This is a genomic window from Chitinophaga caseinilytica, assembly GCF_038396765.1.
Lineage (GTDB): Bacteria > Bacteroidota > Bacteroidia > Chitinophagales > Chitinophagaceae > Chitinophaga > Chitinophaga caseinilytica.
In genome coordinates this window covers 2,921,066-2,934,045 of record NZ_CP150096.1, presented here as the reverse complement: position 1 = coordinate 2,934,045, position 12,980 = coordinate 2,921,066, and the positions used below count along the sequence as shown (strand labels likewise).

Genomic DNA, 12,980 nt, shown 5'->3' with positions numbered 1-12,980 from the left:
GCCAGTGGTGTAAAAATTTGGATGGGTGATTGGAAAAACGATTTAGTAGGCGTAAAAAAAATTTATCAGGCGGCACGAGAATAGCAATTCGGGTGGCCAGGACAACATAGAAGATCACACATGAAAAAAGTGAACAACATCGCAGTTCTTACTTCCGGGGGCGACGCTCCGGGAATGAACGCAGCCATCCGGGCCGTAGTAAGGACGGGCATCTATCATCATTTGAATGTCTACGGGGTGATGTATGGCTACAAAGGGATGTTGACCGGGGAGATTTTTCCCATGGAAGGCAAATCTGTCGCCAATATCATCCAGCGCGGGGGGACCGTGCTGAAAACCGCCCGCTGCATGGAATTCTATCAGCCCGAAGGCCGCAAAAGAGCATACGAGAACCTGAAGAAATTCGGGATCGACGGGCTGGTGGTGATCGGGGGCGACGGTTCCTTCAAAGGCGCCCAGAAATTCAGCCAGGAGTTCGACATCCCCTGCATCGGTCTTCCCGGAACGATCGATAAAGATATCGCCGGTACCGATTTCACCATCGGGTTCGACACGGCGGTGAACACGGCCGTAGAAGCGATCGACAAGATCCGCGACACCGCCGATGCGCACGATCGTCTTTTCATCATCGAAGTTATGGGCCGCGACGCGGGGTACATCGCCCTTCACAGCGGCATCGCCACGGGCGCGGAGCACATCCTCATCCCCGAGCATAAAACCAATATCGACGACGTGATCGATAGCCTCACGGCCAACGAGCGCCGCTCCAAAATGGTGAACCTCATCGTGGTAGCCGAGGGCGACGAATTCGGCGGGGCAGACGAAGTGGCCCGTCACGTCAAGGAAAGAATGCCGCAGCTGGACACGCGCGTGACCGTTCTCGGGCACATCCAGCGCGGGGGCTCCCCCACCTGCCTCGACCGCCTGGTGGCCAGCCGCATGGGCTACGCCGCGGTAGAAGCGCTCATCAACGGCGTCTCCAACGTCATGGTCGGCATCGTCAACAACGAAATTCAATTCACCCCGCTCGATAAAGCCGTAAAAGCAAAACAGCAGATCGATCCGGAATGGTTAAAGATTGTCAAAATTCTCGCGAGTTAAATAAACGTCTATGAGTACAAAAGATCTGTCCAAATACTATCACAAGGAAATGGACAACCAGGCTGGTGCTTCGCATGCCAAACAAAAAACGAAGATTGTTGCGACCGTTGGTCCGGCCAGCGACACCTATGAGAAACTGTTGGAACTTGTACAGGCAGGCGTCAATGTGTTCCGTCTGAACTTTTCCCACGGCAGCCACGAAGACAAACTGCGGATCATCACCTACATCCGCCAGATCAATAAAACCGAGCCCTACAACGTAGCCATCCTGGCCGACCTCCAAGGTCCCAAGCTGCGCGTTGGAGAGATCGAAAACAACGCCCTTCCCCTCAAAACGGGCGATATCCTCACCTTCACCACCGAAAAATGCGTGGGCACCATGGAAAGGATCTACGTTTCCTACCATGACCTCCCCCGCGACGTTCGCCCCGGCCAGAAAATCCTCCTGGACGACGGTAAGATCGAGACCGTGGTGAAAGAAATCACGCCCGACAACCTCATCAAGGCCGAAGTATTGCTGGGCGGCGTTTTGTCCTCCAAAAAAGGCTTCAACCTTCCCGATACGAAAGTTTCCCTCCCCGCCCTCACCGAAAAAGATGAAGTGGACCTCCAGTTCATCATCGACCATGAGTGCGATTGGGTGGCCCTGTCTTTCGTCCGCAACGTGAAAGACCTCGCCCTGCTGCGTAAACGCCTGGCCGAGCGCAATTCCAAAATCAAGATCATTTCCAAGATCGAGAAACCGGAAGCGATCCAGAACCTGAAAGAAATTATCTGGGAAAGCGACGGCGTGATGATCGCCCGTGGCGACCTCGGTGTGGAACTGCCCGTTGAGCAGGTGCCCATGATCCAGAAAGACATTATCCGCAAGTGCATCCACCGTGCGAAGCCGGTGATCGTGGCTACGCAGATGATGGAATCCATGATCGACCGCACCCGTCCCAACCGTTCCGAGATCACCGACGTGGCCAATGCCGTACTGGAAGGGGCAGACGCCGTGATGCTCTCCGGCGAGACCGCTACCGGCAACTATCCCGTACTGGTGATCGAGACCATGCGCAAGATCATCGGCGAGGTAGAAAAGGAAAGCATCATCTACAACCGCAACCTCATCCCTCACCGCCACTCCCCCACCTTCCTCAGCGACGCGCTGTGCTACAATGCCTGCAAAATCGCGGAAGACCTGGAGGCAGACGCGCTGATCGGTATGACGCAATCCGGCTACACCGGCTTCATGCTGTCTAGCTACCGCCCGAAATCCCCGCTGTTCATCTTCACCAAAGAACGCACGCTGGTAAACCAGCTGAGCCTCAGCTGGGGCGTTCGCGCATTCTATTACGGCGAAGAAGAAAGCCTGGACGATATTATCGCCGACCAGATCAACATCCTGAAAGAGCGTGGTTTCATCAAGGCGAACGATGTGGTGGTGAACACCGGCAGCACGCCCGTTAAGCAGCACCTGCCGACCAACATCCTCAAGATCACCAGAGTGCCCGAGCAGTAATCAGGCATTTCACATACAGAAAAATCCCGTTCCAGACCGGAACGGGATTTTTTTATGCGTTTATTTGCTGCGGATCAGGCCCGCTGCAGCGAAGATTCCCGGTTATAGGTCAGCGCATACACCAGGATACCTATCCCCGTGAGCGCCAGGCCCGCGATGCAAACGCCCGTCCATTTCCCGATGCCCCATACCCAGAGCCCGATGCCGGAACCGAGGGACGTGCCGAGGAAAGACGCCGTCATGAAAACGGTGTTCATGCGGTTGCGGGCTTCCGGCAACAGCGCGTAGATGCGGGTTTGATTGGAAACGTGCACGCCCTGGAGCCCCAGGTCGAGCAGCACGATCCCCGCCACGATGCCCGCGATCGAATTGCTGAAAACCCAAAATATGATGTAGGAAAAAAACACCAGCGAAATCCCGTAACCGATGGCGATACGCGGGTTCTTCCGGTCGGCCACCCGCCCGATCAGCGGCGCTCCCAGCGCGCCCGTAGCGGCTGCCAGGCCGAGGAGGCCGATCACGTCGCTCCCGTAATTGAACGGCGGATTGCTCAGCAGGAACACCGAAGTGGTCCAGAAAAGCCCGAAAACCCCGAAGCAGCACGCGTTGATCACGGAGGCCTCCCGCAGTAAAGGCTGTTCCTTCATGAGCTGCCACACGCTTTTCATGAGCGCACCGTAAGTTCCCGTAAAGGCCGGACGGCTCTTCGGGAAAGAGACCATCATCACCATCATCATCCCTACAGACAATGCCGCCGCGATCCAGAACATGGCGCGCCATCCGAGATGCTGCCCCACGAACCCGCTGATCGTCCGCGACAATAATATCCCGATCAGCAACCCGCTCATGATCACCCCGATCACTTTCCCCCGCTTGTGCGGCTCGGCCAGCGATGCGGCCATGGGGAGGATCAGTTGGGGCACGATAGACGTGAAACCGATAACGAAACCCGTTATTTTCAGCATGGTGATGTTCATCGAAAGCGCCGCAGCACCGAGGGCGGCAACGGCACAACCCGTCATGACGAGGATCTGGCTGCGGCGCTCGAGCTTGTCGCCCAAAGGCACGCAGAAGAGCAGGCCGAGGGCATAGCCGATCTGGGTGAAGAATGTTACCTGTCCTGCGTTGGACTCGGTGACGTTGAATTCCCGTGCAATGAGGACCAGCAGGGGTTGTGCGTAATAAATGTTCGCAACGATCAGGCCGGTGCAGATGGCCATGACCGCAATATTCCATTTGCTCAAAGACATGTTCCGTACGTTCAGGCTGCAAAGGTACGGCATTCGCGCAAAACCGGCCGCCGGGCAAAAATCCTTATCTTTAAAGTATGAGTTTCGAGAGCATATACCCCTACAACGGAGAAACCATCGCGAGCTACCCGGCGCATACGCCCGAACAGCTGCAAGACAAACTGAAGGCCGGCCACCGTGCTTTTCAGGCGTTGCGGCAGGCCGGCGTGCCAAAGCGGGCGGAATGGATGCGGAGAGTGGCGGAACTGTTGCAATCGCAGGTCGACCGGCATGCGGAGCTCATTACGCGGGAAATGGGGAAAACACTGAAGGAAGCGAAGGCCGAAGTACTGAAGTGCGCAACCACGGCCGAATATTACGCCAATAACATCGAAAGTATGCTGGAGCCGCGGATCATAGCGTCTGACGCGCGCAAGAGCTACGCGGCTTTTGAGCCAAAAGGGATCATCCTCGCCATCATGCCCTGGAATTTCCCGTACTGGCAGGTGTTCCGGTTTGCCATACCGAACCTGCTCGCAGGGAACGCCGCAGTGCTGAAACATGCCAGCAACGTGAGCGGCTGTAGCCTGGCCATTGCCGGGGTGTTCCTGGAAGCGGGATTCCCGGAAGGGGCTTTCCAGGCGCTGCTGGTGGCTTCCAAAGATATTGAGCCCATCATCGCCGATCCCCGCGTGCAGGGCGTTACGCTGACGGGCAGCACGCCCGCGGGCATGAGCGTGGCCTCCCTGGCCGGGAAGCACCTCAAGAAAACCGTGCTGGAGCTCGGCGGCAGCGATCCGTTCATCGTGCTCAAAGACGCCGACCTCAAAACCGCCGCTGCCACCGCCGTGAAAGCCCGCATGCAGAACGCCGGGCAATCGTGCATCGCCGCCAAACGCTGGATCGTCGAGAAAAGCATCGCGGAAGATTTCACCCAGCAGGTCCAGAGCCTTATCACGTCCATGCGCCAGGGCGACCCCTTCCTACCCGAAACCGATCTCGGCCCCATGGCCCGCACCGACCTCGCCAAAGAGCTCAACAGCCAGTTGCAGAGCACGATTTGGCAGGGCGCGGAATTGCTGGCAGGCGGCGAGCAGCATAACGCCAATTTCGCAGCCACGCTCCTTGCCGGCGTAAAACCGGGTATGACGGCCTTCGACGAGGAAACGTTCGGGCCGCTGGCAGTGGTAATCTCCGCCAACGACGAGCAGGATGCCATCCGCCTCGCCAATAATACCCCCTTCGGCCTGGGCTCCTCCCTGTGGACGAAAGACCTGGAAAAAGCGGCCCGCCTCGCTCCGCTCATCGAAAGCGGGAACGTGTTCGTCAACGCCATGGTACGGTCAGACGCGCGGCTGCCTTTCGGCGGCATCAAGCAATCCGGCTACGGGCGCGAGCTTTCCATCGAAGGGGTGCATGAGTTCCTCAATATCAAGACGGTTTATATCCAGTAATCCGTCAACAGGGCTGACTTTTCGCCTTCCCACATTCGTAGTATTTCACTTATTTTTATCTAGTCCCGCTTTTAAAGAATAGGGGTTCTTCCTATATTTGAACGTCTTAGAGACAGAACCTAACAATATGCATTCGACCGATGTAACGGCACGGGCCAACACATCAATTTTACAGGGCCAATTTTCCCCAGGCCATACCTACACCGGAAGCCTTTGTTACACGGGCTTTCGCGAAATCAGCGGGCACGGATGCCCGGAGGAGTTCTCATGCTGTCAATCTGTTCGGTGAACTAAAACCTGATCCCGCGCGCGAAAGGCCCGCGGAGAAATGCGCATCTATTATTTGGACCTAACGATCGAGCTGTGAATTAAAAACATTGAAACAGACATGCTGGAACTGACCAGGTTACCGTCCCATTTGAACCTAACTATTGCTGGAAACACGGTAACCTCAAAATTTGACCTCATCATTCCCTGCTGCAATCCGCCGGAAGGCTGGGTAGGGCAAATGACAAAAGATTTCCGGGAACTGCAGGGGCTGATGCCCGGCACGGAAATCAGGCTGATACTGGTGAACGACGGGTCCGTCCGCAACATGCACACCGCGCTGTTGCAGGAACTGGCGCTCCGCATCCCCGGCGTCCGCATCATCGATCACCCCGTCAACCGCGGGAAAGGCTACGCATGCCGATTAGGCGTTGCCGTTAGCGACGCATCGTATATCGTTTGTACCGATTACGATTTCCCGTTTGGCGTAGAAGCGGTGAAACGCGCTTTCGAACAATTGCTCGAAGGGGCTGACGTGGTGGCCGGCGCACGCGGAAGCCAGTACGTGGCCATGCTGCCGCCCGCGCGGAAAATGATCACCCGGGTAAACCGGCTCATGAACCGCTGGCTGCTGCACCTGCCCGTTTCCGACGCGCAGGCCGGGCTAAAAGCCTTCAATAGCCGCGGCAGGATGGAGTTCCTGTCTACCCGCATCGATGGATTCCTGTACGACAGCGAGTTCGTCAAGCGCGCAGGCCGCAATAAAACGCTGAACATCCGTTCCATTCCTATTTCCTGCCGGCCAGACATTCAGTTCTCCGATTTCCGGAGCACCGTGCTGCTGCGCGAATTCGTTAACTTCATGGGCCTGCTTGTAAAACGATGAAAAAGATCCTGATCAGTGTAGACGTCGAGGAATTCGATATTCCCGAAGAGTATGGCCAGCGCATCCCGCTGGAAGAGAAGCTGCGCGTGAGTGAAGCCGGCGTGAGAAAAACGCTGGACCTCTTCGTGGAATGCGGCGTTCGGGGGACTTTTTCATCACCGCTTTCTGGGCGAAACATTTCCCTGAACTAGTATGTGAAATCGCGGAACGGCACGAGATCGCTTCCCACGCTTACTACCACGACCGTTTCGAAAACCCCGACCTGCTGGCCTCAAAGCTCGAACTGGAAAGGATTTCGGGCCAGCCTGTGAACGGTTTCCGGATGCCGCGGCTCCAACCCGTAGACCTCGATGCCCTGTATACCGCCGGTTACCTGTACGACGCTTCGGTGAACCCCACCTGGCTACCCGGGCGATACGATAACCGGCACGTTCCCCGCCAGGTACATGCCCTCGGGCCGATCTGGGAAATGCCGACTTCGGTGACACCGCGGATGCGCGTCCCGGTTTTCTGGCTCAGCGTCAAAAACATGCCGCTGTGGTTCTCGCAAACCTGTGCCGCCAGAATTCTTAAAAAAGAGGATTATTTCAGTTGCTACTTCCACCCCTGGGAGCTGGAAGATATCGGCCGGTATAAGCTGCCCGTATACGTGAAACGCGCGCGCGGCCCGCATTTGGAGGAAAAGATGCGCCGGTGGCTGATCTGGCTGGGCACGAAAGGTACTTTCGTTTCCCACACGGATTACCTCCGCGAAACGGGCCTGCTTACAGGCACTACCGTAACTTCCGGCGGAAAGGCGTAATCGTTCCAGTACGCTTCGGCCTGCGCGGCCGTCAACTCACCATCGAACGTAACGATGCGATAGCGTTGTGCATATGACTGGCCTGGCACGAGGGGCCAGGGCTTGTTTTTCGTGGGACTGAAGTTCGCAAAAACCTGTCCACCCTGGTCGTTTTCCGGCCAAACGCGGAGGGGTTGCGGGGAATTGAAGTTCTGCGGACAGGAAAGCACGAGCAGTCCGCCGTTTCCGGCTTTCAGCGCGCCCTGCACGATGAACCACCGCGCCAGCGAGCCATCCGCCTGCTTGCGGTCTTTCCCTTCAGACGTCAGCACTTTACTGTTCGCATTGTTCCATTCTTCCGCCCCGCGGATGGCAAATCCACCACCATAGCGGTATTCGTTCAGCGTGATCGGCGCGGCGGACGCACATTGGAGGGTGGAATTGTAGTCCCACACGAAATGATCGTCTGCCGTGTTGTAGACTTTTATTTCCAGCAGCTCGGTCATGGCCGTGCGATCGGGGTTCCCGATCACGATATGGTCCTGCATTTGCCGGAATCCGCCGAACACGTTGCCGGCGGTCAGGGAATTCTGCGGGGAGGAAACGGGGCGCACGGTGCCGGAGCGTTTTTTCAGGTTCCAGAAATCTACCGTTTTGCCTTCGAATTCAGTGTCTGTCCAGGGGCTCCAGATGCCGAGGTGATGGAAATGATCTTTGGGATGGATGTTGGTGAGCGATTTGCCTTGCGGCGTAAAGGCGGGATGGATGAAGCCTCCGCGGCGGAAAGCCGTATCGGCCCCGGTCGGCGGCTCCATGATGGCGGTGCGGTAATGCAGGACGGGGTGCTCGCCGCGGGAAATGGTATAACCGCCGTCTTCTTCCTTATATGTGATTTGGCGTTTGTTCAAAGGCACGTCCACCTTACCTTTCAGCAGCACAAGATCGAACGTGCGCTCTGTGCCCGCCGGCAGATCGCCGCGCAGCTGCCAGGCGATCTGCCCGTCTTCCTGCTGAACGTTTTGCTCCACCTTCTTCCCGTTTTCCACGCTCACCAGGCGGTACACCCTACCCGGCTCCGCGTCAAACGGCACCTGGATGATCGTCTGGTGACGGTTTACGGCCCCCGCTTTCACGGTGATGTGCGCCACCACTTGCGAAGAAGCCCCGTGGCCGAGCAAAAGGGCCATGCAGCAAAGGACATAACACGGTTTCGCCATATTACAAATGATTATTATAAGATAAAATTACACATTCCGGCCGACAATCACAATAACTGGAATTAGTGTAAATTCGGAGTGCAATTGAACCCCAAAACCCCGCATCCATGAAAAAGGATAAAATTATCGTTTCCAATCGGAAGGCGCTGGAAAAGAAGTATGGCGCCAAGCTTCCTGCATTCCTGCAAGACCTCGAAGACCTGAAAGCCGGCGACAAAGCGCGTGGCCTCAGCACCGAGATCGTGTTTGTTGACGACGTCAAGACCATGAAAACCTGCAAAGTCACGGCCGTGAAGAACGAGGCAGACGCGCGGCAGAACAAACGGGCCATAGACGGGCTGTACAAACACTTCCAGCCCGATTACATCCTCATCGCCGGTGCGCAGGACGTGATCCCGTTCCAGCCGCTGAAGAACCTCATCCACAGCCAGGACGACGAAGATGCCATCGTTCCCAGCGATCTGCCGTATGCCTGCGACAAGCCCTGGTCAGACGAGCCCGGGAAATTCGTAAATCCTTCGCGGGTGGTGGGCCGCCTGCCCGATCTGCCCGGCGGGAAAGACCCGAAGTATTTCCATTCGCTCGTCCGCGATGCTATCACCAGCAAGCCCGGCAACCAGAAAGATTATCTTAACTATCTGGCTATCAGCGTGTACGAATGGCGCCTATCCACCGAAGAAAGCGTGCAGAACATTTTCGGCAATACCGAAAAACTGCACCTCTCCCCTACGAAAGGCCCCCGCTGGACGCCCGCGCAGCTCAAGGCTAAAACGCACTTCATTAACTGCCACGGCGCCCTGGAAGACGGGAATTATTACGGTCAGAAAGGCAGTAGTTATCCCATTTCCCATACATCGGGATGGCTGGAGAAAAAGATCGCGAAAGGCACGGTGGTGGCGGCGGAATGCTGCTACGGCGCGCAGTTGTACGATCCCGGCCTTACGGATTCCGGGTACCCGAGCATCGCGTCGCAGTACCTTTTGCAGCACGCCGTTGCGGTGGCGGGCAGTTCCACAATTGCGTACGGGCCAACGGAAGGCCAGGGGCTGGCAGACCTTATCACCCAATATTTTCTTATCAATGTTCTGCGCGGCGCTTCTACGGGGCGCGCGTTCCTGGAGGCGCGCCAGCGTTTCCTCGACGAAATGGGCCCTACGCTCGATCCTTACGAGATCAAAACCTTGTCGCAATTTTATCTCCTGGGCGACCCTTCGCTGGTGCCGGTAAACGTTCCCACCAAGCTCCGCGATGCACGCGAGAACAGAAGGGAGGGCATGCAGGCCAAGGGCGTCATGCTCGGCCAGTACCTCTCCGTGCCGAAAGCGCTGCCAGGGAAAGAGGAGCCTGCCAATATCAAGGCGCTCGTCAAGGCACATAAATTTCCCGGAAAGACTACCAAGAAAGTTTTCGTTATGGAAGGCGGCCCCGCTCCCCTGGCCCGAGGTTTGCAGTCCAAAGGCTTAGCGGCTCCCGTGAAATTTCACGTATATTCGGCTTCGAAATTTCACGGCAAGTTCAAGGAAACCAATGTGTTGGTGATAAAGGAAAGGGCCGGACAGATCCTTGGAGAAAGAACATATGTCAGAAGATAAACCTGAAAAACAGCAAAAGGTAAAAGGGAGATTAACGCTCCGGACCTTTGCAAGGAATACCAAAAGCGAAAGCCTGGGCGTGTACCTGGAAACGGCCGACGACTGTTTCCTTATACGCCCGGCTTCCGGCAATCCATTTGAAAATCCCCTCGCCAAGCTGGCCGGTAAGTACATCGAAGCCACCGGGCGAAGGAGCGCTTATGTCTTTTTCGCGTCCAAATGGCGCGAAATCCCCGATCCGGACTGATTTCTCCAACTAATCCTGTTATTTCCGCTGGTGTAATCGCATGCAACCAAAAGGGCAAAACGTGTGTCCTTTATATAAACAAATCTGTCGCCATGATCCGCCATTCTAACTCCTGGTCGACTGTTTGTTTACTTGCAGTGCTTTTTCTGTGCACAGCGCCCCTGCAGGCAAACAGTCAGCAAATCAATCGCCTCATGCAGCAAAAAACCGCTGCTTTGCCCGGCACTTATTGTATCTCGTTCAAATCTTCCCTCGGAACGCTTCGCTACATGCTGCATATAGACAGTACGAGCGGGATGTTTTTTTACGGGAAGATGGAAAGCGATCCACGGTACATCACGAAGCGCCGGGATTTCTGTTACATCAAGGGAATCATGACGCCTGGAAAGCGGTACGATTTCATCATGAAACCCGATCTGCAAAACGGCTTGCCGTACGAGCTTCCGTGTAGCCCGTACGAGTGGCTGTTGAACAACAAGGTTTATTTTTCGTTCCGCGAGGAGGGGATCATCAGCGGCTACATGGTGGTGCGCAATGAGTTCAGCACGCCCAATTTCAGTTTTTCGGGAATGAAACAGGCGTTGCCGCAAGACGGCTATCTCACGAAGAAAGACTAACGGGTACGGGTGAGCACAGCGCCCGTTCCGTTTCTGTCTGCATAGTATATGACGCCGTTTTCGATGCGGACGCCGGTAGCGATGTCTTCCGCGAGGAGGAGCGGCCCGTCCATGTCCACAAAATCGAGATAAGGGAGGAGGTGCGCAACGGCGGAAGTGCCTACGGTGCTTTCGTTCATGCTGCCGGTCATGACTTTCATACCGCGTTGCTTGGCTTCGAGGATCATCCTGCGGGCGGGCGTGATGCCGCCGCATTTGGTGAGTTTGATGTTGATGCCGTGGAAATAGCCATGGCAGCGGGCTACGTCTTGCTCCACGATGCAGCTTTCGTCTGCGATCAGGGGCAGGGCGGATTGTTCGAAGACTTTTTTCATGCCGTCCCAATCGGCCGCGGGCATGGGTTGTTCGATAAACTCGACGCCCAGGCTGCGGAAGGCTTCCGCGTTCCGGAGGGTTTCGTCCACGCCCCAGGCGCAGTTCGCGTCTACCCTGAACACGGCGTCGGTGTGCCGGCGCAGTTCCCGGATGATGGCGATATCGTCTTTCGTTCCCAGTTTGATTTTATAGATCGGCCAGGGGAATTCCTGCAGCTTGCGGACCATGTTTTCCACCGTATCGATGCCGATGGTATAGTCGGTCATGGGGTTGGAGGATGGGTCGAGATGCCAGACTTCGTAGAGTTTCTTACCGAGTTGCTGGGCATGGAGATCGTGCGCGGCGAGGTCGAGGGCGCAAAGTGCGAACATATTGTTTTTGAGCCGGGGGAACATTTCGTCCCAGAAATCTTCCGGTGTATCGAGGGTGTAGCTTTCGATGAAGGCGCGATGGGCGTTGAGGGCATCCATCAGCATGGGAACGGTGATGTTGTAATAGGAATTGTCGGCAGTTTCGCCGAGGCCACTGAAGCCATTTTGCGAAAGTTTGGCCACGAGGAGTGGTTGAACGTCTTTGCTCTTCCGGGAGATCGTAAATGTATGCCGGAATTTGAGTTCAAAGGGATATAATGTCAATTCCATAGGATAAATATACGGCGGAAAGTTTCATTTTTTCATCCATTCTGGAAGGGCTTGAAAGGTCGGTTGAAATCATGCGAAAGTGGGAACGGTCAGGCGGGAAACGGCTCCCCTAAAACTACAAACCCTTCCATGGACGGGAGTTTCCTGCAAACTGACCGGAGGACGATTGAAGCTATCCCTTCGTGTGTACGGCTGGGATTGTAGAAAAAATTCCACTAGACGCCTTGCTGGATTCGTTCATAAAATCTACCATCCAATTCTTTAGATAAAAAAGTCTTTGTAGAAAAGCTTTAGATGCTCAAGGTCATGTGGATTGTTCATATCTCGCGCCCCGCTTCGCTGATGAGGCGATGCATCCGGTCACGGAGGGACGTTGCTTCCAGCAGGGATTCCAGGGTCAGGGGCATCCGGTATCAGCAGGAATAATAAACGCCACTTGACGCCTTGCTGGATTCGTTCATCAAATCTATCATCCTATACTTTAGGTAAAAAGTCTTTGAAGAAAAGTTTCAGATGCTCCTGGTCATAAGGATTTTTCATACCTCACGCCCCGCTTCGCTGATGAGGCGATGCACTCTATCGCGGAGGGATGTTGCTTCCAGCAGGGATTCCAGGGGCAGGGGCATCCGGTAACGCCAGTACCAAGGAAGGATGGCGGGAACATTGATCCGTTCCTGGGATGGGTCGTCCGGGTGCGGGAGGGAATCGTCGAGCGAAAGCCAGTCCTGCAGTTGAAGGATGCACCACATCGCAGGCGACAGCAATTGCTTGCGGATGGAGGGCTCCCGGTCTGTGGGGATTTTTCATACCTCGCGCCCCGCTTCGCTGATGAGGCGATGCACCCGGTCGCGGAGGGACGTTGCTTCCAGCAGGGATTCCAGGGACAGGGGCATCCGGTAGCGCCAGTACCAGGGAAGAATGGCCGGAACGTTGATCCGTTCCTGGGACGGGTCATCCGGGTGCGGGAGGGAATCGTCGAGCGAAAGCCAGTCCTGCAATTGAAGGATGCACCACATCGCGGGCGACAGCAATTGTCTGCGGATGGAGGGCTCCCGGTCAGTGGGGATTT

14 protein-coding genes are annotated in these 12,980 nt (G+C 55.9%); 9 read left to right on the top strand and 5 right to left on the bottom strand.

All coding sequences use genetic code 11. The features are described from left to right. Positions 1 to 120 precede the first annotated feature (120 nt). Together pfkA and pyk are read left to right on the top strand one after the other, a co-directional pair. On the top strand, positions 121 to 1,101 hold the full coding sequence (pfkA, locus tag WJU22_RS12265; protein ID WP_341843519.1) for a 6-phosphofructokinase: 981 nt from the start codon (positions 121 to 123) through the stop codon (positions 1,099 to 1,101). A gap of 10 nt (positions 1,102 to 1,111) precedes the next feature. After that, positions 1,112 to 2,605, top strand: coding sequence for a pyruvate kinase (pyk, locus tag WJU22_RS12260; protein WP_341843518.1), 1,494 nt, complete (start codon positions 1,112 to 1,114; stop codon positions 2,603 to 2,605). 74 nt (positions 2,606 to 2,679) lie between these two features. On the opposite strand, the gene WJU22_RS12255 is transcribed toward pyk, so the two are convergent. Continuing rightward, entirely contained in the window at positions 2,680 to 3,855 is a 1,176-nt protein-coding gene (locus WJU22_RS12255; protein WP_341843517.1) for an MFS transporter, read from the bottom strand. 77 nt (positions 3,856 to 3,932) lie between these two features. Here WJU22_RS12255 and WJU22_RS12250 point away from each other — a divergent pair, with 77 nt between their 5' ends. From WJU22_RS12250 to WJU22_RS12235, 4 genes are all read left to right on the top strand, one after another. Continuing rightward, positions 3,933 to 5,288 carry an NAD-dependent succinate-semialdehyde dehydrogenase gene (locus tag WJU22_RS12250; RefSeq protein ID WP_341843516.1) on the top strand — a complete coding sequence of 452 codons (1,356 nt, stop codon included), beginning with the start codon at positions 3,933 to 3,935 and terminating at the stop codon, positions 5,286 to 5,288. Between the two features lie 508 nt (positions 5,289 to 5,796). Next, the gene (locus WJU22_RS12245) at positions 5,797 to 6,441 is read left to right on the top strand and encodes a glycosyltransferase (RefSeq protein ID WP_341843515.1); all 645 of its coding nucleotides are present in this window, start codon (positions 5,797 to 5,799) and stop codon (positions 6,439 to 6,441) included. Further along, on the top strand, positions 6,438 to 6,632 hold the full coding sequence (locus tag WJU22_RS12240; RefSeq protein ID WP_341843514.1) for a hypothetical protein: 195 nt from the start codon (positions 6,438 to 6,440) through the stop codon (positions 6,630 to 6,632). The genes WJU22_RS12245 and WJU22_RS12240 overlap by 4 nt, the downstream gene beginning before the upstream one ends. Continuing rightward, positions 6,572 to 7,243, top strand: coding sequence for a hypothetical protein (locus tag WJU22_RS12235; protein WP_341843513.1), 672 nt, complete (start codon positions 6,572 to 6,574; stop codon positions 7,241 to 7,243). The genes WJU22_RS12240 and WJU22_RS12235 overlap by 61 nt, the downstream gene beginning before the upstream one ends. Here WJU22_RS12235 and WJU22_RS12230 read toward each other — a convergent pair. Beyond that, entirely contained in the window at positions 7,183 to 8,439 is a 1,257-nt protein-coding gene (locus tag WJU22_RS12230) for a PmoA family protein (RefSeq protein WP_341843512.1), read from the bottom strand. The genes WJU22_RS12235 and WJU22_RS12230 overlap by 61 nt on opposite strands. Before the next feature lie 107 nt (positions 8,440 to 8,546). On the opposite strand from WJU22_RS12230, the gene WJU22_RS12225 reads away from it, so the two are divergent. From WJU22_RS12225 to WJU22_RS12215, 3 genes are all read left to right on the top strand, one after another. Beyond that, complete coding sequence (locus WJU22_RS12225; RefSeq protein WP_341843511.1) at positions 8,547 to 10,031, top strand: hypothetical protein; 1,485 nt, start codon at positions 8,547 to 8,549, stop codon at positions 10,029 to 10,031. Next, the gene (locus WJU22_RS12220; protein WP_341843510.1) at positions 10,018 to 10,278 is read left to right on the top strand and encodes a hypothetical protein; all 261 of its coding nucleotides are present in this window, start codon (positions 10,018 to 10,020) and stop codon (positions 10,276 to 10,278) included. The genes WJU22_RS12225 and WJU22_RS12220 overlap by 14 nt, the downstream gene beginning before the upstream one ends. A 194-nt stretch (positions 10,279 to 10,472) precedes the next feature. Beyond that, positions 10,473 to 10,895, top strand: a complete 423-nt coding sequence (locus tag WJU22_RS12215) for a hypothetical protein (RefSeq protein ID WP_341843509.1) — start codon at positions 10,473 to 10,475, stop codon at positions 10,893 to 10,895. Here the strand turns inward: WJU22_RS12215 and WJU22_RS12210 are convergent. The 3 genes from WJU22_RS12210 to WJU22_RS12200 all read right to left on the bottom strand — a co-directional run bounded on the left by WJU22_RS12210 (position 10,892) and on the right by WJU22_RS12200 (position 12,927). Next, complete coding sequence (locus WJU22_RS12210) at positions 10,892 to 11,911, bottom strand: dipeptide epimerase (RefSeq protein ID WP_341843508.1); 1,020 nt, start codon at positions 11,909 to 11,911, stop codon at positions 10,892 to 10,894. The genes WJU22_RS12215 and WJU22_RS12210 overlap by 4 nt on opposite strands. Positions 11,912 to 12,447: 536 nt before the next feature. Continuing rightward, positions 12,448 to 12,660, bottom strand: coding sequence for a hypothetical protein (locus tag WJU22_RS12205; RefSeq protein WP_341843507.1), 213 nt, complete (start codon positions 12,658 to 12,660; stop codon positions 12,448 to 12,450). Between the two features lie 54 nt (positions 12,661 to 12,714). Beyond that, positions 12,715 to 12,927 (bottom strand): hypothetical protein, encoded by a 213-nt coding sequence (locus WJU22_RS12200; RefSeq protein WP_341843506.1) that lies wholly within the window; start codon positions 12,925 to 12,927, stop codon positions 12,715 to 12,717. Between the last annotated feature and the right edge of the window lie 53 nt (positions 12,928 to 12,980).